Below are 25,709 nucleotides of genomic sequence, written 5' to 3'. Positions count from 1 at the left end.
CCTGAAAGATTTATCTAAGGAAGGAGGACCGGCATTGTAACAGCAGCACCGGCCGCGCCGTCATTGCGAATTCTGCAAGATAAGCATCGACGCGGTTGATAGAAGCCGCGCGGTCATTGCTTGGCCTGGATGTACATGATGCCCTGCTCTTCACGCCAGCCCACGCGGTTGAGGTAACTCATGCCCAGCAGGATGTCGGTGGGGAACTCGCCTTCGAGCACCACCGCCTCGACGCCCAGGACCTCGACGCCGCCGAGCTTGACGCTGTTGAGCGTCACCCGCCAGCCCTTGGCCGTGCCGCTGGCGGTGGACGCCATCATCGGCGTGCCGCTGGCGCGGTAGTCCAGGCCCAGGCGGCGGGCCTGGCCTTCGTTCATCGCCACCGAGGTGGCGCCGGTATCCACCAGGAACTGCGCGCTCTGGTTGTTGATGGTGCCCGCCACCCAGTAGTGGCCGCCGGTGCCGCGGGCGATGCTCATCTGGGTGCGCGCGGCCGGCGCGGCATAGCCTTCGGTGTTGTATTCACGGCTCAGCTCGTAGGTCTGCTCGACGCCCCCCACGCGCAACACCGCCTTGTGGCTGTCGGCGCTGACCACCTGGATGCCTTCCGGGCCCGTCTGCCCGACCTTCACCAGCTTGCGCTGGCCGTCGACGCTGAGCACCGCGGCGCCGGGAAACAGACCGACCACCTGCACCTGGGGCGCCGCCACGGCGGCGAGGGAGCAGAGGGACAGGCAGATCAGGGCAGACAGGCGCATGCGATCACTCCTTGGGCGGCAGCAACGGTTTCAGCGGGGCGTAGGGCCAGTGCCAGCGGGCGAAGAGGCGCTCCAGCTCGCCGCTGCGGTAGAGGGCCTGCATGCGCGAATCGTAGAGTTTCGCCAGCGCACGCCCACGGTCATTGTTGGCGAAACCAAGATACAGCGGAATCGAGCCGACATCGGTGATGCGGTACGCGCTGGCGTCGACACCCGTCGCCGCGATCATCTCTTCCAGCTCCGGCCGCGCATCGATGAAGTAGTCGATGCGGTGGCCGTCGAGCATCGGCAGCGCGGAGCTGCGGCGTTGCAGTTCGTTGCGCTGCTTGAGGTGGTCCAGGTAGCGATCGAAGGCATAGCCGCGCATCCACGCCAGGCGGTAGCGGTCCAGCGTGGCCAGGGTCGGGGCGGCCGACGTCTTCAGGCCCAGCGCGCCGATGGGGTCGACGTCATAGGGCCAGTGCGGATAGATGACGTGGTCGATTTCATTGCGGTAGGAGCCGACCCAGGCATCCGCTTCGCCGCGCTGCACCAGCCCGACCGAGCGCACGTAGGGTTCGCTGCGCAGGCTCAGGCGCACGCCCGCGGGCTCGTAGATCGCCCGCAGCAGGTCCCAGGCCAGGCCACGGCCGTCGGCCTGGCTGTAGTTGATCCAGACCTCGCTGACCACGCGGATCTCCGCCGGCAGCCCGGCGGGCGTTTCGGCGGCCAGGGCCGAGGGGGTGGAAAGCGCCGGCAGCCAGCACAGGCAGAGGAGCAGGCACAGCAGTCGGCGCATCGCTCGTCCTCAGATCAGCCAGTGGGCCCAACCCCATGTCAGGCCTTGCATCACCAGCCAGGCGAAGACACCGGCCAGCACGTCATCGAGCATGATGCCGACGCCGCCGTGGACGTTGCGGTCGATCCAGCTGATCGGCCAGGGCTTGGCGATGTCGACGATGCGGAACACCACGAAACCCACCAGCAACCACCACCAGCCTTCCGGCACCAGCCAGAGGGTGATCCACATGCCGACCATTTCGTCCCAGACGATGCCTTCATGGTCGTGCACGCGCAGATCGTCGGCGACCTTGCCGCACAGCCAGAAGCCGAACAGCATGGTGACGCCCAGCATCAGCCAGTAACCCCAGTCCGGCAGCATCTGCCACAGTGGTATGAAGGGTAGCGCAACCAGCGAACCCCAGGTGCCTGGCGCCTTGGGCAAGGTGCCCGAGCCGAAGCCGAAGGCCAGGAAGTGCCAGGGATTGCGCCATACCGAATGGGGCACGGGTTGGGCCGGGGCCTGATCGGGGTGTTCTGTCACGGTCACTCCATGAAATGCAGATAGCCGCCCTGACGCGGCGTGATGTCGGCGCCAGCGCCATCGAGCACGCGCACGCCCGAACCGGCTTCCACCCTACCGACCATGCGCAGGGCCGGCCAGTTCGCCGAAAGCGCCGGCAGGTGCTCGGCGGGCAGGGTAAAGGCCAGCACGTAATCGTCGCCGGCGCCCAGCTTGAGTTGCAGCGCGCGTTCCGCGCCGAGCAGGGCGTGCAGCGCCGGGCTTTCCGGCAGCCTGTCGGCCTCCACCACGAGCGCCACGCCGGAGGCGCGGGCGATATGGCCGCAGTCGGCCAGCAGCCCGTCGGAAATATCCAGCGCCGCCGTGGCCTTGCCGCGCAATGCCTGGCCGAAGTCCAGTTGCGGCTGCGGCGACCAGTAGCGCGCCAGCAGCGGCTCGGCAATCCAGGGCTCGGCGCTCATCTCGCCCAGCACCAGCGGCAACGCCCCGCCCGCCTCGCCCAGCGGGCCGCCGACACAGAGCAGGTCGCCCGGTCGCGCGCCGGCGCGGGTCAGCGCCTGCCCGGCGGGCACGCCGCCGAATACCGTGACGGTCATCGCCAGCGGGCCACGGGTGGTATCGCCGCCGATCAGCGCCAGCGCGCATTCCTGCGCCTTCTGGTTCAAACCACGGGCAAACCCCTCCAGCCAGGCCGGGTCGGCCTCGGGTAGGGTCAGGGCGAGGGTGAAGCCGATGGGCGCGGCGCCCATGGCCGCCAGGTCGCTGGCGGACACCGCCAGGGCGCGCTGGCCGAGCAGGAAGGGATCGCAGACGTCCGGGAAATGCACGCCGACGACCAGGGTATCGGTGGAGATTGCCAGCTGTTCGCCGGCCTTGGGCGCAAGGAGCGCACAGTCGTCGCCGATCCCCAAGGCCACTGCCTCGCCGCCGGCCGCACAGGCGGCCGAGGCGAAGTAGCGACGGATCAGCTCGAACTCACCCATGCTCAGAACCGGTCCAGGCTCTGTAGCGAGAGGCCGCCAGCGGAACGAAGAGCAGCGCATGAGTTCCGATCACGGTCTCGCAGTAGGAGCATGGACAGGGTCTCAGCGCTTGGCGCCGCGCAGTTCCGCTGCCCGCAGGCGCGGAGCGAGCTTGTCCAGCACGCCGTTGACGAACTTGTGTCCGTCGGTGGCGCCGAAGGTCTTGGCCAGCTCGATACCTTCGTTGATGACGACCTTGTACGGCACGTCCAGGCGGTTGCGCAGCTCATAGGTAGCCAGGCGCAGGATGGCCAGTTCCACCGGGTCGATTTCATCCAGCGGGCGATCCAGGCACGGGGTGAATTCCTCGTCCAGGTCGCTCTTCAGGCGCGGCACGCCGTGCAGGATCTCGTGGAAGTAGGCGCCGTCGACATCGCTGAAATCGTTGTCGGTGCGGAAGGTCGCCTCGATCTCGTTGAGCGGCTGGCCAGCCATCTGCCAGGAGTACAGGGCCTGCACCGCGAGGCTGCGGGCCTTGCGGCGCATGGCGATCTTGTTCGGCTTGGCGGGCTTTGCCGGAGTGCCGCTGTCCTGGCTCACTTGGCCTCCAGCTGCGACAGCAGGCTCACCATTTCCAGGGCGGACAGGGCAGCTTCGGCGCCTTTGTTGCCGGCCTTGGTGCCGGAGCGCTCGATGGCTTGTTCGATGGAGTCGACAGTCAGCACGCCGAAGGCGACCGGCACGCCGAACTGCAGGGAAACCTGCGCCAGACCTTTGGTGCACTCACCGGCTACGTATTCGAAGTGCGGGGTGCCGCCACGGATCACCGCGCCGAGGGCGATGATGGCGTCGAACTCGCCGCGCTGGGCGACTTTCTGCGCCACCAGCGGGATTTCGAAGGCGCCCGGCGCGCGGATCACGGTGATGTCGTCCTGGGCAACGCCGTGGCGCACCAGCGCGTCGATGGCGCCTTCCACCAGGCTTTCCACCACGAAGCTGTTGAAGCGGCCAACCACCAGGGCGAAGCGGCCTTTGGGGGCGATGAAGGTACCTTCGATGGTCTTCAGGGTCATGGGCAAGTCTCACTGTTAAAGAGCCGGAGCGTCAGCGTGGCGCTCCGCAAATAGGGTAGAAGAACGGCGCCGCCGTGCCAGGGCACGGCGGCGAGGTTCATTCGGGGAGTACCGAGTGCGTCGTGCGCAATCAGTGCTGCCCGTCAGCGGGCAGATATTCTACAACTTCCAGGTCAAAACCGGATATCGCGTTGAAGCGCATCGGCGCCGACATCAGGCGCATCTTGCGCACGCCCAGGTCGCGCAGGATCTGCGAACCGGCACCCACGGTGCTGTAGGTGGTGGTCGGCTTCTGCACCGGCGCCGGGGTGTTGGTGATCTCGCGGACATGCGCCAGCAGGTCGTCGCCGCCCACCTGGTGGCCCAGCAGCAGGACCACGCCGGAGCCGGCCTCGGCCACCTTGGCCATGGCCGCGCGCAGGCTCCAGCGGCCCGCCTGGTTGACCATCAGCAGGTCGCGCAGCGGGTCGGGGTTGTGCACGCGCACCAGGGTCGGCTCTTCGGGGCAGACGTTGCCCAGGGTCAGCGCCAGGTGCACGTCGCCTTCCACGGAGTCGCGGTAGGTGATCAGGTTGAACTGGCCCAGCTCGGTGTCCAGCTTCTGCTCGGCCAGGCGCTCGACGGTGCGCTCGTGGATCAGGCGGTAGTGGATCAGGTCGGCGATGGTGCCGATCTTGATGTTGTGCTGCTTGGCGAACTCTTCCAGTTCCGGGCGACGGGCCATGGTGCCGTCGTCGTTCATGATCTCGCAGATCACCCCGGACGGCTCGAACCCGGCCATGCGCGCCAGGTCGCAGGCTGCTTCGGTATGGCCGGCGCGAGCCAGCACGCCGCCGGGTTGCGACATCAGCGGGAAGATGTGGCCGGGGCTGACGATGTCGGCGGCGACGGCGTTCTTCGCCGCGGCGGCCTGCACGGTGCGGGCGCGGTCGGCGGCGGAGATGCCGGTGGTGACGCCTTCGGCGGCCTCGATAGAGACGGTGAACTTGGTGCCGAAGCCGGAGCCGTTGCGCTGCACCATCAGCGGCAGGCCCAGGCGCTCGCAGCGCTCGCGGGTCATCGGCATGCAGATCAGGCCACGGGCGAAGCGGGCCATGAAGTTGATGTCTTCGGTGCGGACGCACTCGGAGGCGATGATCAGGTCGCCTTCGTTCTCGCGGTCCTCGTCATCCATGAGGATGACCATCTTGCCCTGACGCATGTCGTCGAGCAGTTCTTCAATGCTGTTGAGTGCCATACGGGGACGAGCCTTATCAGTGTTTCAGAAAGCCGTTTTCGGCCAGGAATGCTTCGGTGATGCCGCCAGCGCCAGCGGCGGGTTCCGCCGCCTTGTCGCCCAGCAGCAGACGCTCCAGGTAGCGCGCCAGCAGGTCCACTTCGAGGTTGACCAGGCGACCACCGCGGTAGTCGGCCATGATGGTCTCCTGCACCGTGTGCGGGACGATGGTCAGCTCGAACTCGGCGCCGTTGACCGCGTTCACCGTCAGGCTGGTGCCGTCCACGGTGATCGAGCCCTTGAGCGCGATGTACTTGGCCAGCTCGCGCGGAGCGCGCACGGTGAACTGGATGGCGCGGGCGTTTTCCTCGCGCTTGACGATCTCGCCGACGCCGTCGACGTGGCCGCTGACCAGGTGGCCGCCCAGGCGGGTGGTCGGGGTCAGGGCCTTTTCCAGGTTCACCCGGCTGCCGATCTTGAGCTGGGCGAAGGCGGTGCGCGCCAGGGTCTCGCGGCTGACGTCGGCCCAGAGGCCGTCGCCGGGCAGGTCCACCGCCGTCAGGCAGATGCCATTGACGGCGATGCTGTCGCCGAGCTTGACGTCGGCGAGGTCGAGCTTGCCGGTCTTCACGTACAGGCGTACGTCACCGCCCTTGGGGGTGATGGCCGCAATGGTGCCGATGGATTCGATTATGCCGGTGAACATGGGGCCTCCCGCACGGCGAAGGCCGCTGGCCGGCAGGGCCGCGTAGCCAACTGGGAACGATGGTGCATGTGGCGAACTCCTGTTTTGGTTAAAAAACAGGGCGTCTCGATCGAAGGGATTTCACGGGCGCGCGCAGGCACGCCCCGATGGCTCATCCCGTTCTCTCTTCATCCGGACTATTACCGTCGGCCCCGGAATCACACCGGGTCTGCTGACCCTGGCCATCCGGCGAACCGGTCTGGACAGGCGCTCGCGGGCTAGACGCGTTGCGCGCCATTACCGCCGGTGGGGACTTGCACCCCGCCCTGAGAACGTCAATCGCGGTCGTTACAGCATCGACCGCGTGTGGCGTTTTACCACAGGCGGGCGCAAGTCGGAAGCTTCCTATTGATCGCTCCGCGCCCGCCGGCAAGCCAGGCACCCAAGCCCCGCCGCGCCATCACAGCGGTCTGGCGGTGACCAGCCAGTCGTCCCCCACCGCACGGATGTCGACGATCTTCAGCTCGCGGGATTCGCTCATCCGCTCCAGCGGCAGCTCCAGCAGCGGGCGCGCGGAGGAGCCGAGCAGCTTGGGCGCCATGAAGATGCTGTATTCGTCCACCAGCCCGAGGCGGGCGAAGGCGCCGGCCAGGCGCGGGCCGGCTTCCACCAGCACTTCGTTGATGCCACGGCGGCCGAGTTCGCTCAGCAGCGCCGCCAGGTCGACCTGGCCATCGAGGCCGGCGAGGTTCAGCAGTTCGTGGCCGACCACGGCGTAGTTCGGGTCGTCGCGGGTGCTGATCACCAGGGCAGGGCCAGCCTGGAAGAAGGTGGCGGTCAGCGGCACGCGCAGGCGACCATCGATCAGCACGCGCAACGGCTGGCGCTGCGCGGCCAGCCCGGTCTGTTCGGCGTCCAGGCCCAGCTCGGCCGGGCGCACGGTCAGGCGGGCATCGTCGGTCAGCACGGTATCGGCGCCGGAAAGCACCACGCTGGACTGCGCGCGCAGACGCTGCACGGCGCGGCGCGCGGCGGGGCCGGTGATCCACTGACTCTCCCCGCTGGCCATGGCGGTGCGGCCGTCCAGGCTCATCGCCAGCTTCACGCGGACGAAGGGCAGACCGGTTTCCATGCGCTTGAGGAAGCCCACGTTCAGCGCGCGGGCTTCGCTCTCCAGCACGCCGCAGCGAATCTGGATGCCCGCCTCGGCGATGCGTGTCATGCCGCTGCCGGCGACCTGCGGGTTCGGGTCCTGCATGGCGGCGACCACGCGGGCGAGACCGGCGCCGATCAGCGCGTCGGCACAGGGCGGCGTGCGGCCGAAGTGGCTGCAGGGCTCCAGGGTGACGTAGGCGGTGGCGCCACGAGCCTTGTCGCCGGCCTGGCGCAGGGCGTGGACTTCCGCGTGGGGCTCGCCGGCGCGCACGTGCCAGCCTTCGCCGACCACCTCGCCATCGCGGACGATGACGCAGCCCACACGAGGGTTGGGATGGGTCGTGTACCAGCCCTTGCGCGCCAGCTCAATGGCGCGGGCCATCCAGAACTCGTCCACCTCGCTCATTCCTTGGACGGCTCGCGGGCCAGGCGCTCGATTTCCTCGCGGAACTCGTTGAGGTCCTGGAAGCGGCGGTACACCGAGGCGAAGCGGATATAGGCGACTTCATCGAGCTTCTGCAGCTCGGCCATGACCAGCTCGCCCAGCACCCGCGACTTGATCTCGCGCTCGCCGGTGGCGCGCAGCTTGTGCTTGATGTGGGCCAGCGCCTCCTCCAGCCGCTCGATGCTCACCGGGCGTTTTTCCAGCGCGCGCTGCATGCCGGCGCGCAGCTTGTCTTCGTCGAAGGGCTGGCGGCTGCCGTCCTGCTTGATCAGGCGCGGCATGACCAGCTCGGCGGTCTCGAAGGTGGTGAAACGCTCGCCGCAGGCCAGGCACTCGCGGCGCCGGCGAACCTGGTCGCCCTCGGCGACCAGGCGCGAATCGATGACTTTGGTGTCGTGGGCGCCGCAGAAAGGACAATGCATGGCGAGTCTTGGGCAGTCTTGTCGGAGGAATAGATAAGAGCCTCATGGTAGCGCATCGCTTGATCGAATAAACCCCGCTCCCACGAGACAAGCCGCAGGCATTAGGCTATACAGGCGCCCGCCTGGAACCTGCCGCGATGGAGTCCGCCATGTTTGCCCGCCTGCTCTGCCTGTCCCTGACCGTACTGCTGGCCGCCTGCGCCAGCGAGAAGCCCGCGCCGGCCACGCCGCCGGCTGCCGTCTCGAAGCGATCGTCATCGCCGCTGGACGCGCCGGTGCCGGCCAATATGCGCGCCCTCACCGGCCAGCTCAGCAGTGCCCAGGGCTTCCTGCCGGCGGGCAGCGAAGTGGAGCTGGCGCTGCTGGTGATCGACCAGCGCGACCGCCCGCAACAGTTGCTGTCCAGCGAGAAGATGATCGCCACCGGCCAGGCCCTGCCGTTCCGCGTGGTGTTCAACCCGCAATCCTTCCCCGCCGGCGCCCGCGTCGAACTGCACGGCCGCGTCTCGCAGTCAGGGCAACTGGCCTGGCGCCTGCCACCGGTACGCATCACCCAGCCGGAAACCCGCGCCCTGGGCGAACTGCGCGTGGAACGCGCGCCGTGACGCCGCCGCTGTCCCTGCAGCGGGCCCTGGGCGAACTGCTGGGCGATGCACGCCTGAGCGCGGAAACCCTGCCCGGCACCGACATCCGCCTCTGGCTGATCGACGCGCAGAACATGGACCGCGCGTTCAGCCCCGACGAAACCCGGCGCATCCTCGAAGAGCCGCCCTACTGGTGCTTCTGCTGGGCCAGCGGCCTGGTGCTGGCGCGCTGGCTGGCGGAACGGCCCGACTGGGTGCGCGGCAAGCGCGTGCTGGATTTCGGCGCGGGCTCCGGCATCGCCGCGATCGCCGCGGCCAAGGCCGGCGCCGCCGAAGTGGTGGCGTGCGACCTCGACCCGCTGGCGCTGGACGCGTGCCGCGCCAACGCCGAGCTCAATGGCGTGGAGCTGACCTACTCGGCGGACTTCTTCCAGGAGGAGGACCGCTTCGATCTGATCATCGTCGCCGACGTGCTCTACGACCGCGCCAACCTGCCGCTGCTGGACGAGTTCCTCAGCCGCGGCCGCGAAGCCCTGGTGGCCGACTCGCGGGTCCGCGACTTCAGCCATCCGCTCTACCAGCGCCTGGGGATACTCGACGGCTGCACCTGGCCGGACCTGGCCGAGCCGGCCGAATTCCGCCATGTGAGCCTGTACCACGCGCAACGTGGCTGACCTCGGCGCAGCGGGTGGATCGATCGCGGACGCAGTCCGCTCCTACGCTCAGTGCCTGACCGGTGTGCCCTTGTAGGAGCGGGCCATGCCCTCGATCACGTCCATGGGACGCTCCTACAGGGAATGCCGGCGCCAGCGTGTGGGTTGTTTCCGTCAGGCCGCGCCCCCACTTATAGTGGCAACCACCTTCATCGCCCCACTCGATTCGAGACTCCCCATGAGCGATACGCCCTACATCTTCGACGCCAGCATCGCCAACTTCGATCAGGTCGTCATCGAGAACTCCTTCCACAAGCCGGTCCTGGTGGACTTCTGGGCCGACTGGTGCGCGCCGTGCAAGGCGCTGATGCCGCTGCTGGCGCAGATCACCGAGTCCTACCAGGGCGAATTGCTGCTGGCCAAGGTCAACTGCGACGTCGAGCAGGACATCGTGATGCGCTTCGGCATCCGCAGCCTGCCCACCGTGGTGCTGTTCAAGGACGGCCGGCCGGTGGACGGCTTCGCCGGCGCGCAGCCCGAATCGGCGATCCGCCAGATGCTCGAACAGCACGTCCAGCCGCCCGCCCCGGCCGCCGGCAATCCGCTGGAGCTGGCGCAGGCCGCCTTCAACGAGGGCCGCTTCGCCGACGCCGAAGCGCAATTGAAAGCGCTGCTGGGCGAGGACAACACCAACGCCGCCGCTCTGATCCTCTATGCCCGCTGCCTCGCCGAGCGCGGCGAGCTGGGTGAGGCCGAGACCGTGCTCGACGCGGTGAAGAGCGACGAACACAAGCAGGCGCTGGCCGCCGCCAAGGCCCAGCTGACCTTCTTGCGCCAGGCGGCCGACCTGCCCGACGCCGCCGCGCTGAAGACCCGCCTGGCCGCCGACGCCAATGACGACGAAGCCACCTACCAGCTGGCCATCCAGCAACTGGCCCGCCAGCAATACGAGGCGGCGCTGGACGCCCTGCTCAAGCTGTTCGTGCGCAACCGCAGCTACGGCGAGGACCTGCCGCGCAAGACGCTGGTCCAGGTATTCGACCTGCTGGGCAACGACCACCCGCTGGTGATCACCTACCGGCGCAAGCTAGCGAACGTGTTGTATTGATCGATCCACCGTCGTTCGCGGCGGGAAATCGACCTTGTAGGAGCGAGCTTGCTCGCGAACCCAATCCCGCAGCGGCTGTTCGCGAGCAAGCTCGCTCCTACGAAAAGCTTCTACTCCTCGACCCAGTTGAAGACCTGCACGCCCTCGCGCACCTCGATCTTCACCTTCGGGCTGTGCCGCAGGCGCACCAGCAACCCCTTCGCCGCACCTGAACTGCCCGCCAGCGCCGCCAGCTCGTCCAGCAGCTGCGGCCCCTCGCTGCTGCCGCTGCGGCGCAGCAGGTCCTGTGCCGCCAGCCACAGCTGATCCACCGGCGCGCCGGCAGCCGCTGGCGGCTCAGCAGCGGCCGCAGGCGCCACGGCGGCAGCCGGCAGGCTTTGCGCCAGCCGCGCCCAGTCGGCGTCGTCCATCTCCACGGTGAGGTCCACCGGCCAGTCGCCGATGGTGCCCTTGATTCTCAGCATCGCCCTTCTCCTCGCGGCCTTTCGCGCATGCTCCCATGCCATCGGCGCGACGCCAAACGAACGCTAAGCTGGCGTTAATATTTAATCTGTTATAACGTAACAAAATCATTCACCACTCCGGAGTTTCCCCATGCGCCCCCTGCTCCTCGCCGTCGCCCTGCTGCCCATCGCCGCCCACGCCCACGACGAACATGAACACGGCAGCCTCGGCAAGCACGAGCATGGCGTCGCCCAACTCAACGTGGCCCTCGACGGCAAGACCCTGGAGCTGGAGATGGACAGCCCGGCGATGAACTTCGTCGGCTTCGAGCACGCCGCCACCAGCGACGCCGACAAGGCGACCGTCGCGGCCGTGCAGGCGCAGCTCAAGCAGCCGCTGCAACTGCTCGCCCTGCCCGCGTCGGCCAAGTGCGCCGTGCAGTCTGTGGAACTCTCCAGCCCGCTGTTCGGCGACGCGCCCAAGGCCGAGGACGACCATGACCATGAGCACGCGGACGGCGACCACGACGAGCACGAAGGCCATCACCACGCCGACATCGACGCTCATTACCAGTTGACCTGCGCCCAGCCGCAGGACCTGGCCAGCCTCGATTTCGCGCCGCTGTTCAAACGCTTCCCGGCGACCCAGAAGATTCAGGTACAACTGATCGGCCCGAGCGGCCAGCAAGGTGCAGAATTGACCGCCGCCAACCCGACCCTGAACTTCTGATACCGACTCGTTGAAATGACCGCACTGCTCGAACTCGACAACCTCGGTTTCGCCTGGCCCGGCCAGGCGGAGCTGCTGGACATCCCCGCCTTCGCGCTGGCCCGTGGCGAAACCCTGTTCCTCAAGGGCCCCTCCGGCAGTGGCAAGACCACCCTGCTCGGCCTGCTCGGCGGCGTGCAGCGCCCGCAGCGTGGCAGCGTGAAGTTGCTGGGCGAGGACATCGCGCAGATGAAGCCGGCGCGCCGCGATCACTTTCGCGTCGACCACACCGGCTACATCTTCCAGCAATTCAACCTGCTGCCGTTCCTCTCGGTGCGCGAGAACGTCGAGCTGCCCTGCCACTTCTCGCGCAGCCGGTCCGAGCGAGCGACGCTGCGCCATGGCAGCGTCGCCAGGGCTGCGGAAACCCTGCTCAGCCACCTGGGCCTGGGCGACGCCACGCTGATCGAGCGCCGCGCCGACAGCCTGTCCATCGGCCAGCAGCAACGCGTTGCCGCCGCCCGCGCACTGATCGGCCAGCCGGAACTGGTGATCGCCGACGAGCCGACCTCGGCCCTGGACTCCGACGCCCGCGAAGCCTTCCTCCAGCTGCTGTTCGCCGAATGCCGCGAGGCTGGCGCCAGCCTGCTGTTCGTCAGCCATGACCAGAGCCTCGCGCCGCTGTTCGACCGCAGCGTCTCCCTCGCCGACCTCAACCGCGCCACCCGCGCCCCGGGAATCTGAGCATGTACCTGTTGCGCCTGGCACTCGCCAGCCTGTCCAACCGCCGCTTCACCGCCTGGCTGACCATCTTCGCCATCGCCCTCTCCGCCTGCCTGCTGCTGGCGGTGGAGCGCGTGCGCACCGAGGCCAAGGCCAGCTTCGCCAGCACCATTTCCGGCACCGACCTGATCGTCGGTGCGCGCTCCGGGTCGGTGAACCTGCTGCTCTACTCGGTGTTCCGCATCGGCAACGCCACCAACAACATCCGCTGGGAAAGCTACGAGACGGTCACCCACAGCCCGCTGGTGAAATGGGCGATCCCGATTTCCCTGGGCGACTCGCACCGCGGCTACCGCGTGATGGGCACCGACACGGGCTATTTCGAGCACTACCGCTTCGGCCGCGGGCAGACACTGGAGCTGGCCGAGGGCCGGCCGTTCGGCCAGGACCTGTTCGACGTGGTGCTCGGCGCGGAGGTCGCGCAGGCACTGCATTACAAGCTCGGCGACAGGATCGTTCTCGCCCATGGCGTCAGCACCATCAGTCTGGTGCAGCACGACGACAAGCCGTTCACCGTGGTCGGCATCCTCAAGCGCACCGGCACGCCGGTGGACCGCACCCTGCACATTTCGCTGCAGGGCATGGAGGCGCTGCACGTCGACTGGAAGAACGGCGTCCCGGCGCGCGGCGCCGACCGCGTCAGCGAGGACCAGGCACGCACCATGGACCTGCAGCCCAAGGCGATCACCGCCTTCCTGCTGGGCCTCAAGAGCAAGGTGGCGACCTTCACCCTGCAGCGGCAGATCAACGAGTACGACGGCGAGCCGCTGATGGCGATCCTCCCGGGCGTGGCGCTGCAGGAGCTGTGGGGGCTGATGGGCACGGCGGAGAAGGCGCTGTTCGTGGTCTCCCTGTTCGTCGTCCTGACCGGCCTGATCGGCATGCTCACGGCGATCCTCACCAGCCTCAACGAGCGCCGCCGCGAAATGGCCATCCTGCGCTCGGTGGGCGCGCGGCCCTGGCACATCTTCAGCCTGCTGGTGGCGGAAGCCTTCGCCCTGGCGCTGGCTGGCGTGGTGCTGGGCGTCGGCCTGCTGTACGCCGGCATCGGCGGCAGCCAGGCCTATGTGCAGGCGAACTACGGCATCTTCCTGCCTTTGGCGCTGCCCAGCGCCTATGAATGGACGCTGCTGGGCGGCATACTCCTGGCCGCGCTGCTGATCGGCTGTGTACCGGCGTGGCGCGCCTATCGGCAGTCGCTGGCCGATGGCTTGTCGATCCGCCTCTGAGCCGGCCCTTGCGAGGAAGCCCCATGCGTCGCCTGCTGTTTCTGCTGTTGCTCGCCACCAGCGCCACCGTCTGGGCGGCGCCGCGCGAGCTGACCTGGCCCGAGCTGATTCCCGAGGGCGCGCCGCCGCCCCCACCGCCCGTGCCGCTGCACGATATGTCCAAGCTCTCCGACGTGCTCAATGCGGAGAGCGGCCCGGCGGTGAAGCAGCAGACGCCCCATGCCCCGGTGGTGCAGAAACTCGACGGCCAGGAAGTGAAGATGCCCGGCTACATCGTGCCGCTGGAGGTGGAAGAGGACGGCCAGACCGTACGCGACTTCCTGCTGGTGCCCTACTACGGCGCCTGCATTCACGTGCCGCCGCCGCCGTCTAACCAGATCGTTTATGTTCGAGGCGGCAAGGGGGTAAAAGTCGACGAGCTTTACCAGCCGTTCTGGATCATCGGCACGCTGAGCGTGAAGGCAGTGGAGAGCGACCTCGCCGAGGCCGGCTACCAGATGCAGGCCAGCAGCATCGAACCCTACGAATACACCGGACAGTGAAGGTGCGGCACTTCGCCGCACACCTTGCCCGGGTGCCGTCTGTGGACTTTATTGAGCCAGGTCAAAAGTGCGCTTTTAGTGCTCTCTACTATTCTGAGCACCAACACTTATACCAAAGAGATATTGGAGCTCATCATGCGTAAGTCCTGGCTCACCGCCTCTCTGCTTTCCCTGGCCGTTGCGGCCCCCATCGCCGCCCAGGCCGCTGACATCCGTGGTCACCAGGCTGGCGATTTCCTGGTACGCGGCGGTATTGCCACCGTGGCACCCGATGACAGCAGCTCCGACATCAAGCTCGACGGCGCCAAAGTCAGCGGCACCAAAGCCACCGTCAACAGCGACACCCAACTGGGCCTGACCTTCGCCTACCTGCTCACCGACAAAATCGGTGTCGAGCTGGTCGCCGCCACTCCGTTCAAGCACCAGGTTGACGTGAAAGGCCTGAACCGCGCCACTGGCCTGACTGGGCTGGACGGCAAGCTCGCCGACATCAAGCAACTGCCGCCGACCGTCCTGCTGCAGTACTACCCCATGGGTGGTACCAGCTCTGCCTTCCAGCCCTACGGCGGCCTGGGCGTGAACTACACCACCTTCTTCGACGAAGACCTGGCCAGCAACCGCAAGGACCAGGGCTTCAGCAACCTGAAGCTGCAGGACTCCTGGGGTCTGGCCGCCGAACTGGGCATGGACTACATGCTCAACGAACACGCCTTCGTCAACGCCGCGGTCTGGTACATGGACATCGACACCAAGGCCAGTGTCAACGGCCCGACTGCACTGGGCGTGCAGAAAACCAAAGTCGACGTTGACGTCGACCCCTGGGTTTACATGGTTGGTTTCGGCTACCGTTTCTGACGGAGCAAACAGGAAAAAGGCGCCCAAGGGCGCCTTTTTCACTTTCAGGGAACCGGTATGTACCTCGAACTCAAAGCACTGCACGTCAGCCTGGCGATCATCAGCACCCTGCTCTTCCTGCTGCGCCTGGGGCTGAGCTGGTGGGGCAAGCGCTCCTCGGGCTGGCAACGCGGCCTGCCCCATCTGGTCGACACCCTGCTGCTGCTCAGTGCGCTGGGCCTGGTACACCTGGCCATGCCCTGGCCGCTGCCGGTGTGGCTGCAGGTCAAGATCGGCCTGCTGGTGCTCTACATCGTGCTGGCGGCCTTGGCGCTGCGCAGCGCATCGAAACCGCGCAAGGCCGTGCTCAGTGCGCTGGCATTGAGTTCGCTGGCCAGCGTCTTCTATCTGGCGGTCAACAAACCCTGGTGGTGATCAACTGCGCCAGGCCCTCGGCCAGGGGCGTCGGCGCATCCAGGTTGTAGCGCGCCAGCAGGCGGCGATTGTCGGCGCGGGAGTGGCGGATGTCGCCGTGGCGCGCCGGCTGGTAGGTAATGGCCGGCAGCCCGCCCGTCAGCTTGCCGATCTCGGCGAGCAACTGGTTGAGGCTGGTGGACTGGTCGAGGCCGACATTGATCGCCGACTCAGCCACCTCATCCGCCAGCAGCGCCGTCACCAGCAGCTTGACCAGGTCGCCGACATAGATGAAATCGCGGGTCTGCTCGCCATCGCCGAACACGGTGATCGGCAGGCCCTGCTCGGCGCGCCGGGCAAAGATGCTGATCACCCCGGAATACGGCGAGGACGGATCCTGGCGCGGGCCGTAGACGTTGAAGAAGCGGAAGATCGCCGGCTCCAGGCCATGCTCGCGGCGGTAGAAATCGAGGTAGTACTCGCTGGCCAACTTGTCCGCGGCATAGGGCGTCAACGGAGCCTTGACCACGTCCTCGTCGATGGCGGTGCCTTCGCCGTTCTGCCCGTAGACCGCCGCGCTGGAGGCGAACAACACCCGCTGGATGCCCTCCTGACGCATGGCCTCGCAGAGGTTCAGGGTGCCGATGAAGTTGGCGCGGTGGGTGCCCACCGGGTCTTCCACCGAGGCCTGCACCGAGGCAATGGCCGCCAGGTGCACGACGCCCTGGCAACCGTGCAGCGCGCCGCGCAGCGCGGCTTCATCGGCGACATTGCCGACAATCAGCTCGACGCGGGGATCGAGGTTCTCGCGCTTGCCGGTGGACAGGTCGTCCAGTACGCGCACGGCAAAACCCTGCGCCAGCAGCGCGTCCGCCAGATGGGAACCGATGAACCCCGCGCCGCCGGTGATGAGGATGGGCTGCGCGGAGGGGGATAGACGATCAGACATGGCGGTAGTAACGGTCCAGCAGGGCGGGCAGGCCGGCGCGCCAGGCGCGCGGCTTGATACCGAAGGTATGGAGGATCTTCTTGCAGGCGAGCACCGCATGTTGCGGTTCGTCGCCGGCGTCCGGGCGCGCGGCGTGGGCCTGCGGGCTCGGCTCCTGAACGGCCAGGGTATGGAAGGCGCGGGCTTCGCCGAGTACCACCTGGCCCAGGGACAGGGTGGTGGTGGCTTCCAGGCCGCCGTAGTGGTACGTGCCCCACAGCGGCGCCTGGCAGTCGAGCTGCTTGAGCACGGACAGGATCACCCGCGCGGCGTCGTCCACCGGGGTCGGGTTGCCGCGCCGGTCATCGGCGAGGAACAGCACCTGCTCCTTCTCGGCGCGCTCGAGGAAGCGGCCGAGCACGCCGTCGGCGCTGTCGTCCAGCAGCCAGCCGAAACGCAGCAGCACGTGCCGCGGGCAGGTCGCCCGCACCCACTGCTCCATGCGCCACAGCGCCTGGCCACGTGGGCCCAGCGGCAGCGGCTCGTCCTTCTCGCTGTAGGCGGTGGCGCGGGCGCCATCGAACACGCGGTAGCTGGACGGCTGGATCAGCAGGATCTCATGGTGCTGGCACAGCTCGGCCAGACGCTCCACCGCGCGCTCCTGGCTGGTCAGGCGGGCGGCGTCGACCGACTCGGCCTGGAACCAGTCGTAGTAGTAGGCGAGGTTGATCACCGCGTCGGGGCGGGTTTCGTCCAGCAGGACGGTAAGACTGGACGCGTCCCAGCCCTGTTCGGGCGGCCGGGGGGCGAGGAAGCCGATGTCTTCCTCGGCGCCAAGGCGGATCAGCGCCTGTCCAAGGGCATTACCGCCACCCAACAGCATCAGGCGCATGCGCATATTCGGGGGGTCACTCGAATCCGTGGGTTACCGCCGGCGCGCACGGCGCCGGGGATGATGCCCGCATTTTTCCTGCGCCCCGGCACAGCGTCAAGCTTGGCCGACCCGCTGCAGCCCTGGACGCACGAAGCGGTGACCCGCTAGGTGCGTCGGCGGAACAGCGGACGCGGCTCGATCGCCGAGCGGCCGTAGAGCACGCTCAGGCCCGCCAGCCCCTTCAGCGCGTCCTCCACGGACTTGTCCTCGCGCACCGCAAAGGCGTCGAAACCGCACTGGCGCAAGTGGGCCAACTGGTCGCGCAGCACATCGCCCACCGCACGCAACTCGCCGCACCAGCCCAGGCGGCTGCGCAGCAGATAGGCCAGGCTGTAGCCGCGGCCGTCGCGGAAGCTGGGGAAGTCGATGGCGATCAGGGGCAACGGGTCCATCAGCCCCTCCAGTTGGTAAGGATCATCATCCGGCGATAACCAGACGCCATGCTTTTGCAGGAGCGAGTTTGCTCGCGAACCGCCCAGCTGCGCAGTTGCCGGGGAGTTCTGCTCGCGAGCAATAACGATGGCGTCCCCCTCGCTCCTACAGGGAGCACCAGCCAGCCACTCCTTCAGCGGCAGGATCAGGTGACCGGTCGGAAGTTCGCCTGATACCTCGCGCAGCAGCTGCCAGGGATCGTCCGCCGCCACTTCCGCCACGCCATCGCGCAGGCGAATCACATTCTTCATGCCGGCACCTCCGCCTGGCGATAGACCCGCGCCTTGAAGGGCTCCAGACCGATGCGCTCCACCGTCTCGACGAAGCGCTCGCCGGCGCCGCGCTGTTCCACGTAGGTCTGCACCAGCGCCTCGATCACGTCCGGCACCTCGGCGGCGCTGAACGACGGGCCGATCACCTTGCCCAGCGCACTCTTCGCGCCCTGCGCGCCGCCCAGGGTGATCTGGTACCACTCGCTGCCGTTCTTATCGACGCCGAGGATGCCGATGTTGCCGATGTGGTGGTGGCCGCAGGCGTTCATGCAGCCGGAGATGTTCAGGCTGAGTTCGCCCAGGTCGTGCAGGTAGTCCAGGTCCTCGAAGCGCTGCTGGATGCCCTGGGCAATGGGGATCGACTTGGCGTTGGCCAGGGCGCAGAAGTCGCCGCCGGGGCAGGCGATGATGTCGGTCAGCAGCCCCTGGTTCGGCGTGCCCAGCCCCGCGGCGCAGGCCTCGCGCCAGAGGGCGTGGAGGTCGGACTTGCGCACGTCCGGCAGCACCAGGTTCTGCTCGTGGGCCACGCGGATTTCGCCGAAGCCGAAACGCTCGGCCCAGTCGGCCACGCACTCCATCTGTTCGGCCGTGATGTCCCCCGGCGGCGCCTCGGCGCCCGGCTTGGTGGACAGCACCACGCTGGCATACCCCGGCACGCGGTGCGGACGCACATTGCGCGAGGCCCAGCGGGCAAACGCCGCGTCGGCGGCCAGCGCGCAGCCGTAGGCCAGCTCGTCGGAATGGGCATAGACTGGAGGCTCGAAGGCGGCGGCGACCCGCTCGTATTCGTCCCGCGTCAGTTGCGCCTCGCCATCGCGCAGGTGCTGCCACTCCTCCTCCACCTCGCGGGCGAACGCCTCGATGCCCAGCGCCTTCACCAGGATCTTGATCCGCGCCTTGTACTTGTTGTCGCGCCGGCCGTGGCGGTTGTACACGCGCAGGATGGCTTCGACATAGGACAGCAGGTGTTGCCAAGGCAGGTCGTCGCGGATCACCTGGCCGAGCATCGGCGTGCGCCCGAGCCCGCCGCCCACCAGTACCTTCAGGCGCAGCTCGCCGTCCTCGGCGCGGCGCAGGTAGAGACCGATGTCATGCATCATCACCGCCGCGCGGTCTTCCTCGGCGGCGCAGAGAGCGATCTTGAACTTGCGCGGAAGGAAGAGGAATTCGGGGTTCACCGTCGACCATTGGCGGAGGATTTCCGCCAGCGGCCGCGGGTCGAGGACCTCGTCGGCGGCGACGCCGGCGAAGGCTTCGGTGGTGATGTTGCGCACGCAGTTGCCGGAGGTCTGGATGGCGTGCATCTCGACATCCGCCAGGCGCTCGAGGATGTCCGGCACGCGCGCCAGTTCCACCCAGTTGAACTGGATGTTCTGCCGCGTGGTGAAGTGGCCGTAGCCGCGGTCGTGCTCGCGGGCGACCCAGGCCAGGGTGCGCATCTGCGCGCTGGACAGGGTGCCGTAGGGAATCGCCACCCGCAGCATGTAGGCGTGCTTCTGCAGGTACAGGCCGTTCTGCAGGCGCAGCGGCAGGAATTCCTCCTCGCTCAATTCGTCGTTCAGGCGCCGCTGCACCTGGTCGCGGAACTGCGCCACCCGTTCGCGCACCAACGCGCGGTCGTAATCATCGTATCGGTACATCGCCAGGCCACCTTCGGCACGTTGCGTAGCGGCCTGCTTCTGTCGTCGAGCGCGCTACTTCAGGGTTGACCGAACTATGGCCGGGGCCTGCTGTGCAAAACAGCGGCAGATCGCGCGGGAAAAACCGGATCAGATACGGCGCGGCCCTGCCGCGGCGGGCCTGCGACCGGTTGCCGCAACAGGCCCGATCAGTCGCTGCGGGGCGCAGCGCGCCAGCCCCGTGGCGTCGCGGGCCACGGCGTTTTTCGGCATCTGATATGGTTTTTTCCGGCGAACCTGAATCTGTTTCGGGTGCAGACGGATTCGTACAGTCGCGGCGCCTCTTCTGCCTGATGGGCCACGACAATGAGCGAAAGAATCCCCGCGAAGGTCATCGAGATCGACGCACCGCAACGTTTCACCCCGCCGTCCAAGCCGCTCTCCGCGGTCACCCCGACGGTCTACACCAAGCGCTTCGCCGGGCGCTTCCGCGACCTGCGGCGCCTGGGCGGCGGCCTGCTGTTCCTGCTGTTCTTCGGCACTCTGTGGCTGAACTGGAACGGCCGCCAGGCGGTGCTCTGGGACCTGCCCGAGCGCAAGTTCTACATCTTCGGCGCGACCTTCTGGCCGCAGGACTTCATCCTGCTCTCGGCGATCCTGATCATCGCCGCCTTCGGCCTGTTCTTCATCACGGTGTTCGCCGGGCGCGTGTGGTGCGGCTACACCTGCCCGCAGAGCGTGTGGACCTGGATCTTCATGTGGGCCGAGCAGGTCACCGAGGGCGACCGCAACCAGCGCATGAAGCGCGACGCCGGCCCGGCCAGCGTCGAGAAGGTCCTGCGCAAGAGCGCCAAGCATGGCCTCTGGCTGCTGATCAGCCTGGTCACGGCGATCACCTTCATCGGCTACTTCACGCCGGTACGGCCGCTGGTGGCGGACCTGTTCACCCTGAAGCTGGACCTGGAAAGCACCTTCTGGGTCGCCTTCTTCGCCGCCGCCACCTACGCCAACGCCGGCTGGCTGCGCGAGCAGGTGTGCATCCACATGTGCCCGTACTCGCGCTTCCAGAGCGTGATGTTCGACAAGGACACCCTGATCATTTCCTACGATGCGGCGCGCGGTGAATCCCGTGGCGCGCGCAAGAAGGACGCCGATCCCAAGGCCCTCGGCCTGGGCGACTGCATCGACTGCTTCCAGTGCGTGCAGGTCTGCCCCACCGGCATCGACATCCGCGACGGCCTGCAGATCGCCTGCATCGGCTGCGCCGCCTGCGTCGACGCCTGCGACTCGGTGATGGACAAGATGGGCTATGACCGTGGCCTGGTGCGCTATACCTCCGAACGCGCGCTCGAAGGCGGCAAGACCCACCTGCTGCGCCCGCGTCTGGTCGGCTACGCGGCGGTGCTGCTGGTGATGATCGGCACCTTCGTCTGGGCGCTGGAAGCACGGCCGCTGATCAACCTCGACGTGGCCCGCGACCGCGGCCTGTTCCGCGAGAATGCCGCCGGCGAAATCGAGAACATCTACAACCTCAAGCTGATCAACAAGACCCAGCAGCCGCAGCACTACCAGCTGAGCCTCGCCGACGGCGCCGGCTACCGCCTGCAGGGCGTGCCGGAGCTGAGGCTGCAACCGGGCGAGATCCGCGACTTCGCCGTGTCGGTGGCCCGTGAAGCGCAGAGCAGCGCCGGTGGCTCGGTGCCGCTGCATTTCAGGGTCAGTGACGGCAACGAAGCCATCGACGCCGCCAGCACCTTCGTCTCGCCGAGACGCTGAGCATGGCCAGGGAGCTTGGCGTGACCTCGGCGCAGCGCCTAGAGTGGGCGGATTCTTCCGCCCCCCAGGCCGCCGTGCAGGACAAGATGAAGCGCTACGAGAAATTCGCCGACGAGATCGCCGGCCTGATCCGCAGCGGTGTGCTCGCTCCCGGGCAGAAGGTCCCCTCGGTGCGGCATGCCAGCCGCACCTACGGGGTCAGCGCCTCCACGGTGTTCCAGGCCTATTACCTGCTGGAGGACCGTGGGCTGATCGTCGCCCGCGCGCGCTCGGGCTACTTCGTCCGCGAGCACGTGCAGCGCGCCCTGGCCGAGCCGGACATCGCCCGCCACGACGCACAGACCACCGAGGTGGACGTCAGCGAACTGGTGTTTTCGGTGCTCAGCTCGATCAAGGACCCGGACACCGTGCCCTTCGGCTCGGCCTTCCCGGCGCCGGAGCTGTTCCCCCTGCCGCGCCTGGCGCGCTCCATGGCCCACGCCGTGCGCGACATGAACCCGCGTTCGGTGGTCGCCGACCTCGCTCCGGGCAGCCACGCGCTGCGCCGGCAGATCGCCCTGCGCTACATGGTCGGCGGCATGCCGCTGCCGGTGGAGGAGCTGGTGGTCACCAACGGCGCGCTGGAAGCGCTGAACCTGTGCCTGCAGGTGGTCACCCAGCCGGGCGACCTGGTCGCCATCGAGGCGCCGGCCTTCTATGCCAGCCTGCAGGTGCTCGAACGCCTGAAGCTCAAGGCGGTGGAAATTCCCGTGCACCCGCGCGAGGGCATCGACCTGGACGTGCTCACCGACAGCCTCGCGCGCCTGCCGATCAAGGCCTGCTGGTTCATGAGCAACTTCCAGAACCCGCTGGGAGCGAGCATGGCCGAGGACAAGAAGCGCGCCCTCGCCGCCCTGCTGGCCCGGCACCAGGTGCCGCTGATCGAGGACGACGTCTACGCCGAACTGTACTTCGCCGCCCAGGCGCCCAAGCCGGTGAAGGCCTTCGACAGCGAGGGGCTGGTGATGCATTGCAGCTCCTTCTCCAAGAGTCTCGCGCCGGGCTATCGGGTCGGCTGGGTCGCCGGCGGGCGCTATGCCGAGCCGATCGAGCGGCTCAAGCTGATGACCAGCCTGTCGGCCTCGGTGCCGGCCCAGGCGGCCATCGCCGACTACCTGCAGCACGGCGGCTACGACAGGCACCTGCGCAAACTGCGCCACGCGCTGGAAAGCCAGCAGCACGCGATGCTCGCCGCGGTGGCCCGGCACTTCCCCGCCGCCACCCGCGTCACCCGGCCCAGCGGCGGCTACTTCCTGTGGCTGGAGCTGCCCGAGCACATCGACGCGCTCAAGCTGTTCCAACTCGCCCACGCCCAGGGCATCAGCCTCGCGCCGGGGCCGATCTTTTCCGCCACGCGACGCTTCGGCCACTGCCTGCGGCTGAATTACGGCCACCCCTGGACGACCGCCAGCGAACAGGCGATGGAAACCCTCGGGCGGATCATCCACTCGCTGTAGCGCGATGTGCGGACACTGATCCGCACATTCAGCAACGCTCTGTACCTATGCGGCGCTTTGTCGCAGGCCTACCCTATGAGCCAGGAAACCCGGACGAGGGAGGCTGCCATGGATGCCGAAGGCCTGATGATTCTGCTCACCGTGTGCGCCGCACTTGGCGTGCACCTGTGGGTGCGCTGGTACTTGCGCCGCGGCCTGGCGCCGCGCGCGGAGCAATGGCTGGCATGACGGGCCCGCCCGCGACGGAGGTCACCGGCGGGCCGCCTGCTCACCAGAGGCTCAGGGTGTAATCCAGGTTGACCCGCGTCTCGTCGAAATCGCGGGAAAAGTCGTTGCGATAGGACGCCTGCCGCACGCGCATTCCCAGCCCCTTGAAGGTGCCCGACTGGATCACGTAGGCCAGCTCGACGCCCGCCTCGCGCTCCTTGCCTGAGCCATTGGTGATAGGCAGGTCGATATCCGAGCCCCTGATGTAGCGCCCCATGGCCCGCAGCCCGGGAATGCCCAGGCCGGCGAAATCGTAGTCGTAGCGCACCTGCCAGGTACGCTCATGGGGGTTGACGAACTCGGAGGTCAGCGCGCCCTCGGTATTGACGTTGACGTCGGTGCCGGCGAGATAGGGAAGCGCCGTGTCACCGCTGAGGTGCATGTAGGCGACACCGAGCGAATGGGCGCCCCACAGGTAGGTGAACATGGCGTTGGCGGTGCGGTTGTCCACCTGTCCGGCGCGGGCGCTGCCCTGCTCGCTGCTGTCGAAGAAGCGCAGGTCGCTCTTGAGCTTGCCCGGTCCCAGCGGCTGGTAGTGCAGCAGTGCCAGGTAGTGCTGGCGGTAAAGGTCGTTCAGTTGCGCGTAGTAGTAGGTGCCCGTCAGGTTTTCGCTGAAGGCGTAATCGGCGCCGACGAAGTTGAACGAGTTGGATTCGGCGCTGGCCTTGAAGCGCCCGTTGGGGCTGCTGATGCGCATGGGCTCGTAGTCGGTGGAGTCGCGCAGCTTGATGCGGTCCATGTGCCCGGCATGCAGGGTCAGGCCCTCGACCTCCTGCGAGCGCAGGTAGGTGCCGCGGAACAGCGGCGGGAACAGCCGCGAAGGGACACCCAGAATCACCGGCAACATCGGTTGCAGGGTGCCCGACTGCAACTCGGTGGCCGAGAAGCGCGCCTTGGCGGCCAGGCCGAACTTGCTGTACTCGTCGGCCGGCTCCTTGGTCAGCGGGTCCCTCGGCAGCAGGCCGGTGCCGCTGCGGCCAGGGCCGGAATCGAGCTTGTAGCCGGCCATCCCCGTGGCATCCAGGCCGAAGCCGACCGGGCCGTCGGTGTAACCGGACTTCATGCGCAGGATGAAACCCTGCGCCCATTCCTGCGCCTGGGACTGGCCCGGGCCGTCGTGGAAGTCGCGGTCGAAGTAGAAGTTGCGCATCTGCAGGTTGGCCGAGCTGTCCTCGACAAACGCCGCGCTGGCGCCGGTGCTGAGACCGGCGGCCAACAGCGCCATGGTGACGCGGTGAGTGATTGCTCCCATTGATCAGTTCTCCGATCATTATTTTTATGTGGTTGAGTCGCCAAAGGCATGCGGCGGCTACCGCGTGGGGACTCGTCACGCGGAGCGCAGAAACCATTCGGGTTTGCTGGATGAGGTCAGGCACCAGCGCCGGGTTCGGCGCTGGTGTCCATGGAAAGGCCCCGGTTCGATCAGGCCTGGTGGCGGCGATGGAACAGCCAGTAGACCGCGAGGCCGGCGGCGACCAGCCCCGGTGCCGAGGCCAGCATCACGCCGGCGGCGCCAGTGCCCAGCGCCAGCATCTTGCCGGCTACCAGCGGGCCGCTCATGGCGCCCAGGCGGCCGACCGCCACCGCGGAGCCCACGCCGGTGGCGCGCACTTCGGTGCGGTAGAACAGCGGCGCCAGCGCATACAGCACGCCCTGGCCGCCGGTGGCGAACAGGCCGGCGGCGAAGCCCGCCAGGAGCATGCTGGCGAATGCCTCGGCCAGGCCCAGACCGGCCAGCGCGCAGAGCAGCCCCAGGTAGATCAGTACGGAGATCGCCAGCGGGCGCAGGCGATTCATCAGCACGCCGAGCATCAGCGTGCCCACCAGGGCGCCGATCTGCAGGGCGAACATCACCCAACCGGTCTGCGCGTGGCTGAAGCCCTGGCCCACCAGCAGGCTCGGCAGCCAGCTGATGAGCATGTAGACGACCATCAGCGTGAAGAAATAGGCCAGCCACAGCAGCAGGGTCGGCGCCGCGTTGCCGTCCTTGAACAATCCTTGCGTCACCGAGACCGCGGGCGCCTGCTGCGCCGGGCTTTTGCGTTCGCGGCGGCGCGCCAGGAACACGGCCGACTCCGGCAGCCAGATCGCCAGCAGCGGCAGGACCAGCAATGGCAGCAAGCCGCCGACGTAGTAGACCAGCGTCCAGTCGGCAGAAACCCCGGCGATGCTGACCAGTGCGGCCATCGCCGCGCCCAGCGGCACGCCGCAATACATCATGCTCACGGCGATGCCGCGCAGGCGCTCGCCGGCCGCTTCGGAGCACAGTGCGATCAGGTTCGGCAGCGCGGCGCCCAGGCCCGCGCCGGTCAGCAGGCGGGCGCCCAGCAGGCTGGGCAGGTCCCAGGCGTGGGCGGTGGCGATGGAGAAGATGCCGAACAACGCGACCGAGCCGATCAGCACCCATTTGCGGCCGATGCGGTCAGCCAGCCAGCCGCCGCACAGGGCGCCGGGCAGCAGCCCGAGAATGCCGGCGCTGAGCACCCAGCCCATCTGCAGCTTGTCCATGGCGAAGGCCTGGGCCATGCCGGGCGCGGCGATGCCGGGTGCCTGGAAGTCGATGCCTTCGAGCACGGCGACGATGAAGCACAGGGAAATGGTCAGCCAGGCGCTGTGGCCGGCGCTATCTCGCTCGGGGACGAGCGCGGACGGGGAGGCAGTTTTCATCGGTCATTCCTTATTCTTGTA

The 25,709-nt window shown here is 67.7% G+C and carries 28 protein-coding genes and 1 riboswitch; of the genes, 11 read left to right on the top strand and 17 right to left on the bottom strand.

Going from position 1 to position 25,709, the window contains the following annotated elements:
- Positions 1-113: 113 nt before the first annotated feature.
- The 10 genes from N0B71_RS11950 to nrdR form a co-directional block, all read right to left on the bottom strand.
- Positions 114-758, bottom strand: a complete 645-nt coding sequence (locus tag N0B71_RS11950) for a retropepsin-like aspartic protease family protein (RefSeq protein WP_259759086.1) — start codon at positions 756-758, stop codon at positions 114-116.
- 4 nt (positions 759-762) lie between these two features.
- Positions 763-1,536 (bottom strand): substrate-binding periplasmic protein, encoded by a 774-nt coding sequence (locus N0B71_RS11945; RefSeq protein WP_259759085.1) that lies wholly within the window; start codon positions 1,534-1,536, stop codon positions 763-765.
- Between the two features lie 9 nt (positions 1,537-1,545).
- Complete coding sequence (locus tag N0B71_RS11940; protein ID WP_259759084.1) at positions 1,546-2,061, bottom strand: phosphatidylglycerophosphatase A family protein; 516 nt, start codon at positions 2,059-2,061, stop codon at positions 1,546-1,548.
- Between the two features lie 2 nt (positions 2,062-2,063).
- Positions 2,064-3,023, bottom strand: coding sequence for a thiamine-phosphate kinase (thiL, locus tag N0B71_RS11935; RefSeq protein ID WP_259759083.1), 960 nt, complete (start codon positions 3,021-3,023; stop codon positions 2,064-2,066).
- 102 nt (positions 3,024-3,125) lie between these two features.
- Positions 3,126-3,548, bottom strand: a complete 423-nt coding sequence (gene nusB, locus N0B71_RS11930; RefSeq protein ID WP_259759537.1) for a transcription antitermination factor NusB — start codon at positions 3,546-3,548, stop codon at positions 3,126-3,128.
- Positions 3,549-3,598: 50 nt separating this feature from the next.
- On the bottom strand, positions 3,599-4,075 hold the full coding sequence (gene ribH / locus N0B71_RS11925) for a 6,7-dimethyl-8-ribityllumazine synthase (protein ID WP_259759082.1): 477 nt from the start codon (positions 4,073-4,075) through the stop codon (positions 3,599-3,601).
- 130 nt (positions 4,076-4,205) lie between these two features.
- On the bottom strand, positions 4,206-5,312 hold the full coding sequence (gene ribBA / locus N0B71_RS11920; RefSeq protein ID WP_259759081.1) for a bifunctional 3,4-dihydroxy-2-butanone-4-phosphate synthase/GTP cyclohydrolase II: 1,107 nt from the start codon (positions 5,310-5,312) through the stop codon (positions 4,206-4,208).
- A gap of 16 nt (positions 5,313-5,328) precedes the next feature.
- Positions 5,329-5,997 carry a riboflavin synthase gene (locus tag N0B71_RS11915; protein ID WP_259759080.1) on the bottom strand — a complete coding sequence of 223 codons (669 nt, stop codon included), beginning with the start codon at positions 5,995-5,997 and terminating at the stop codon, positions 5,329-5,331.
- 154 nt (positions 5,998-6,151) lie between these two features.
- Positions 6,152-6,314: riboswitch (FMN riboswitch) on the bottom strand.
- 122 nt (positions 6,315-6,436) lie between these two features.
- A complete protein-coding gene (ribD, locus tag N0B71_RS11910) occupies positions 6,437-7,537 on the bottom strand; it encodes a bifunctional diaminohydroxyphosphoribosylaminopyrimidine deaminase/5-amino-6-(5-phosphoribosylamino)uracil reductase RibD (RefSeq protein ID WP_259759079.1) in 1,101 nt (366 codons plus the stop codon).
- Positions 7,534-7,998, bottom strand: coding sequence for a transcriptional regulator NrdR (nrdR, locus tag N0B71_RS11905; RefSeq protein ID WP_259759078.1), 465 nt, complete (start codon positions 7,996-7,998; stop codon positions 7,534-7,536). The genes ribD and nrdR overlap by 4 nt, the downstream gene beginning before the upstream one ends.
- 149 nt (positions 7,999-8,147) lie before the next feature.
- Between nrdR and N0B71_RS11900 the strand changes: the two genes are divergently transcribed.
- The 3 genes from N0B71_RS11900 (at position 8,148) to trxA (ending at position 10,343) form a co-directional block, all read left to right on the top strand.
- Positions 8,148-8,603, top strand: a complete 456-nt coding sequence (locus N0B71_RS11900; RefSeq protein WP_416789268.1) for a YbaY family lipoprotein — start codon at positions 8,148-8,150, stop codon at positions 8,601-8,603.
- The gene (locus N0B71_RS11895) at positions 8,600-9,256 is read left to right on the top strand and encodes a class I SAM-dependent methyltransferase (RefSeq protein ID WP_259759076.1); all 657 of its coding nucleotides are present in this window, start codon (positions 8,600-8,602) and stop codon (positions 9,254-9,256) included. Before N0B71_RS11900 ends, N0B71_RS11895 begins: the two co-directional genes overlap by 4 nt.
- A gap of 217 nt (positions 9,257-9,473) precedes the next feature.
- Positions 9,474-10,343: a thioredoxin gene (gene trxA / locus N0B71_RS11890; RefSeq protein ID WP_259759075.1), complete on the top strand. Its 870-nt coding sequence runs from the start codon at positions 9,474-9,476 to the stop codon at positions 10,341-10,343.
- A 110-nt stretch (positions 10,344-10,453) separates the two neighbouring features.
- On the opposite strand, the gene N0B71_RS11885 is transcribed toward trxA, so the two are convergent.
- On the bottom strand, positions 10,454-10,807 hold the full coding sequence (locus N0B71_RS11885) for a hypothetical protein (protein ID WP_259759074.1): 354 nt from the start codon (positions 10,805-10,807) through the stop codon (positions 10,454-10,456).
- A 130-nt stretch (positions 10,808-10,937) separates the two neighbouring features.
- Between N0B71_RS11885 and N0B71_RS11880 the strand changes: the two genes are divergently transcribed.
- The 6 genes from N0B71_RS11880 to N0B71_RS11855 all read left to right on the top strand — a co-directional run bounded on the left by N0B71_RS11880 (position 10,938) and on the right by N0B71_RS11855 (position 15,318).
- The gene (locus tag N0B71_RS11880) at positions 10,938-11,516 is read left to right on the top strand and encodes a DUF2796 domain-containing protein (protein WP_259759073.1); all 579 of its coding nucleotides are present in this window, start codon (positions 10,938-10,940) and stop codon (positions 11,514-11,516) included.
- A 15-nt stretch (positions 11,517-11,531) separates the two neighbouring features.
- Positions 11,532-12,239, top strand: a complete 708-nt coding sequence (locus N0B71_RS11875) for an ABC transporter ATP-binding protein (protein WP_259759072.1) — start codon at positions 11,532-11,534, stop codon at positions 12,237-12,239.
- A 2-nt stretch (positions 12,240-12,241) separates the two neighbouring features.
- The gene (locus N0B71_RS11870) at positions 12,242-13,507 is read left to right on the top strand and encodes an ABC transporter permease (RefSeq protein ID WP_259759071.1); all 1,266 of its coding nucleotides are present in this window, start codon (positions 12,242-12,244) and stop codon (positions 13,505-13,507) included.
- A 23-nt stretch (positions 13,508-13,530) separates the two neighbouring features.
- A complete protein-coding gene (locus tag N0B71_RS11865) occupies positions 13,531-14,049 on the top strand; it encodes a DUF3299 domain-containing protein (RefSeq protein ID WP_259759070.1) in 519 nt (172 codons plus the stop codon).
- 135 nt (positions 14,050-14,184) lie between these two features.
- On the top strand, positions 14,185-14,904 hold the full coding sequence (locus N0B71_RS11860; RefSeq protein WP_259759069.1) for an OmpW/AlkL family protein: 720 nt from the start codon (positions 14,185-14,187) through the stop codon (positions 14,902-14,904).
- Positions 14,905-14,961: 57 nt separating this feature from the next.
- Complete coding sequence (locus N0B71_RS11855; RefSeq protein ID WP_259759068.1) at positions 14,962-15,318, top strand: SirB2 family protein; 357 nt, start codon at positions 14,962-14,964, stop codon at positions 15,316-15,318.
- Here the strand turns inward: N0B71_RS11855 and N0B71_RS11850 are convergent.
- From N0B71_RS11850 to N0B71_RS11835, 4 genes are all read right to left on the bottom strand, one after another.
- Positions 15,299-16,246 (bottom strand): NAD-dependent epimerase/dehydratase family protein, encoded by a 948-nt coding sequence (locus N0B71_RS11850; protein ID WP_259759067.1) that lies wholly within the window; start codon positions 16,244-16,246, stop codon positions 15,299-15,301. The two genes, N0B71_RS11855 and N0B71_RS11850, sit on opposite strands and share 20 nt — an antisense overlap.
- Positions 16,239-17,123: an NAD(P)-dependent oxidoreductase gene (locus N0B71_RS11845; RefSeq protein WP_259759066.1), complete on the bottom strand. Its 885-nt coding sequence runs from the start codon at positions 17,121-17,123 to the stop codon at positions 16,239-16,241. Before N0B71_RS11845 ends, N0B71_RS11850 begins: the two co-directional genes overlap by 8 nt.
- A gap of 140 nt (positions 17,124-17,263) precedes the next feature.
- Entirely contained in the window at positions 17,264-17,842 is a 579-nt protein-coding gene (locus N0B71_RS11840) for a DUF934 domain-containing protein (protein WP_259759065.1), read from the bottom strand.
- Positions 17,839-19,503, bottom strand: a complete 1,665-nt coding sequence (locus N0B71_RS11835; protein ID WP_259759064.1) for a nitrite/sulfite reductase — start codon at positions 19,501-19,503, stop codon at positions 17,839-17,841. The genes N0B71_RS11840 and N0B71_RS11835 overlap by 4 nt, the downstream gene beginning before the upstream one ends.
- 345 nt (positions 19,504-19,848) lie before the next feature.
- On the opposite strand from N0B71_RS11835, the gene ccoG reads away from it, so the two are divergent.
- On the top strand, positions 19,849-21,258 hold the full coding sequence (ccoG, locus tag N0B71_RS11830) for a cytochrome c oxidase accessory protein CcoG (RefSeq protein ID WP_259759063.1): 1,410 nt from the start codon (positions 19,849-19,851) through the stop codon (positions 21,256-21,258).
- An 86-nt stretch (positions 21,259-21,344) separates the two neighbouring features.
- Positions 21,345-22,754, top strand: coding sequence for a GntR family transcriptional regulator MpaR (mapR, locus tag N0B71_RS11825; protein WP_259759536.1), 1,410 nt, complete (start codon positions 21,345-21,347; stop codon positions 22,752-22,754).
- 268 nt (positions 22,755-23,022) lie between these two features.
- On the opposite strand, the gene N0B71_RS11820 is transcribed toward mapR, so the two are convergent.
- Positions 23,023-24,273 (bottom strand): OprD family porin, encoded by a 1,251-nt coding sequence (locus N0B71_RS11820; RefSeq protein WP_259759062.1) that lies wholly within the window; start codon positions 24,271-24,273, stop codon positions 23,023-23,025.
- A gap of 170 nt (positions 24,274-24,443) precedes the next feature.
- Complete coding sequence (mhpT, locus tag N0B71_RS11815; RefSeq protein WP_259759061.1) at positions 24,444-25,688, bottom strand: 3-(3-hydroxy-phenyl)propionate transporter MhpT; 1,245 nt, start codon at positions 25,686-25,688, stop codon at positions 24,444-24,446.
- Positions 25,689-25,709: the final 21 nt, after the last annotated feature.

Source organism: Pseudomonas sp. GCEP-101 (assembly GCF_025133575.1).
Classification (GTDB): domain Bacteria; phylum Pseudomonadota; class Gammaproteobacteria; order Pseudomonadales; family Pseudomonadaceae; genus Pseudomonas; species Pseudomonas nitroreducens_B.
Note: the sequence above shows the minus strand (reverse complement) of the source record. Positions and strands in the feature narration are given on the sequence as shown.

Excerpts from the sequence above, each read along its gene's own strand:
- N0B71_RS11950 (WP_259759086.1), bottom strand. The coding sequence starts at position 758 with ATGCGCCTGTCTGCCCTGATCTGCCTGTCCCTCTGCTCCCTCGCCGCC.
- N0B71_RS11945 (WP_259759085.1), bottom strand. The coding sequence starts at position 1,536 with ATGCGCCGACTGCTGTGCCTGCTCCTCTGCCTGTGCTGGCTGCCGGCG.
- thiL (WP_259759083.1), bottom strand. The coding sequence starts at position 3,023 with ATGGGTGAGTTCGAGCTGATCCGTCGCTACTTCGCCTCGGCCGCCTGT.
- nusB (WP_259759537.1), bottom strand. The coding sequence starts at position 3,548 with ATGCGCCGCAAGGCCCGCAGCCTCGCGGTGCAGGCCCTGTACTCCTGG.
- ribH (WP_259759082.1), bottom strand. The coding sequence starts at position 4,075 with ATGACCCTGAAGACCATCGAAGGTACCTTCATCGCCCCCAAAGGCCGC.
- ribBA (WP_259759081.1), bottom strand. The coding sequence starts at position 5,312 with ATGGCACTCAACAGCATTGAAGAACTGCTCGACGACATGCGTCAGGGC.
- N0B71_RS11915 (WP_259759080.1), bottom strand. The coding sequence starts at position 5,997 with ATGTTCACCGGCATAATCGAATCCATCGGCACCATTGCGGCCATCACC.
- ribD (WP_259759079.1), bottom strand. The coding sequence starts at position 7,537 with ATGAGCGAGGTGGACGAGTTCTGGATGGCCCGCGCCATTGAGCTGGCG.
- nrdR (WP_259759078.1), bottom strand. The coding sequence starts at position 7,998 with ATGCATTGTCCTTTCTGCGGCGCCCACGACACCAAAGTCATCGATTCG.
- N0B71_RS11900 (WP_416789268.1), top strand. The coding sequence starts at position 8,148 with ATGTTTGCCCGCCTGCTCTGCCTGTCCCTGACCGTACTGCTGGCCGCC.
- trxA (WP_259759075.1), top strand. The coding sequence starts at position 9,474 with ATGAGCGATACGCCCTACATCTTCGACGCCAGCATCGCCAACTTCGAT.
- N0B71_RS11885 (WP_259759074.1), bottom strand. The coding sequence starts at position 10,807 with ATGCTGAGAATCAAGGGCACCATCGGCGACTGGCCGGTGGACCTCACC.
- N0B71_RS11880 (WP_259759073.1), top strand. The coding sequence starts at position 10,938 with ATGCGCCCCCTGCTCCTCGCCGTCGCCCTGCTGCCCATCGCCGCCCAC.
- N0B71_RS11875 (WP_259759072.1), top strand. The coding sequence starts at position 11,532 with ATGACCGCACTGCTCGAACTCGACAACCTCGGTTTCGCCTGGCCCGGC.
- N0B71_RS11870 (WP_259759071.1), top strand. The coding sequence starts at position 12,242 with ATGTACCTGTTGCGCCTGGCACTCGCCAGCCTGTCCAACCGCCGCTTC.
- N0B71_RS11865 (WP_259759070.1), top strand. The coding sequence starts at position 13,531 with ATGCGTCGCCTGCTGTTTCTGCTGTTGCTCGCCACCAGCGCCACCGTC.
- N0B71_RS11860 (WP_259759069.1), top strand. The coding sequence starts at position 14,185 with ATGCGTAAGTCCTGGCTCACCGCCTCTCTGCTTTCCCTGGCCGTTGCG.
- N0B71_RS11855 (WP_259759068.1), top strand. The coding sequence starts at position 14,962 with ATGTACCTCGAACTCAAAGCACTGCACGTCAGCCTGGCGATCATCAGC.
- N0B71_RS11850 (WP_259759067.1), bottom strand. The coding sequence starts at position 16,246 with ATGTCTGATCGTCTATCCCCCTCCGCGCAGCCCATCCTCATCACCGGC.
- N0B71_RS11845 (WP_259759066.1), bottom strand. The coding sequence starts at position 17,123 with ATGCGCATGCGCCTGATGCTGTTGGGTGGCGGTAATGCCCTTGGACAG.
- N0B71_RS11840 (WP_259759065.1), bottom strand. The coding sequence starts at position 17,842 with ATGAAGAATGTGATTCGCCTGCGCGATGGCGTGGCGGAAGTGGCGGCG.
- N0B71_RS11835 (WP_259759064.1), bottom strand. The coding sequence starts at position 19,503 with ATGTACCGATACGATGATTACGACCGCGCGTTGGTGCGCGAACGGGTG.
- ccoG (WP_259759063.1), top strand. The coding sequence starts at position 19,849 with ATGAGCGAAAGAATCCCCGCGAAGGTCATCGAGATCGACGCACCGCAA.
- mapR (WP_259759536.1), top strand. The coding sequence starts at position 21,345 with ATGAAGCGCTACGAGAAATTCGCCGACGAGATCGCCGGCCTGATCCGC.
- N0B71_RS11820 (WP_259759062.1), bottom strand. The coding sequence starts at position 24,273 with ATGGGAGCAATCACTCACCGCGTCACCATGGCGCTGTTGGCCGCCGGT.
- mhpT (WP_259759061.1), bottom strand. The coding sequence starts at position 25,688 with ATGAAAACTGCCTCCCCGTCCGCGCTCGTCCCCGAGCGAGATAGCGCC.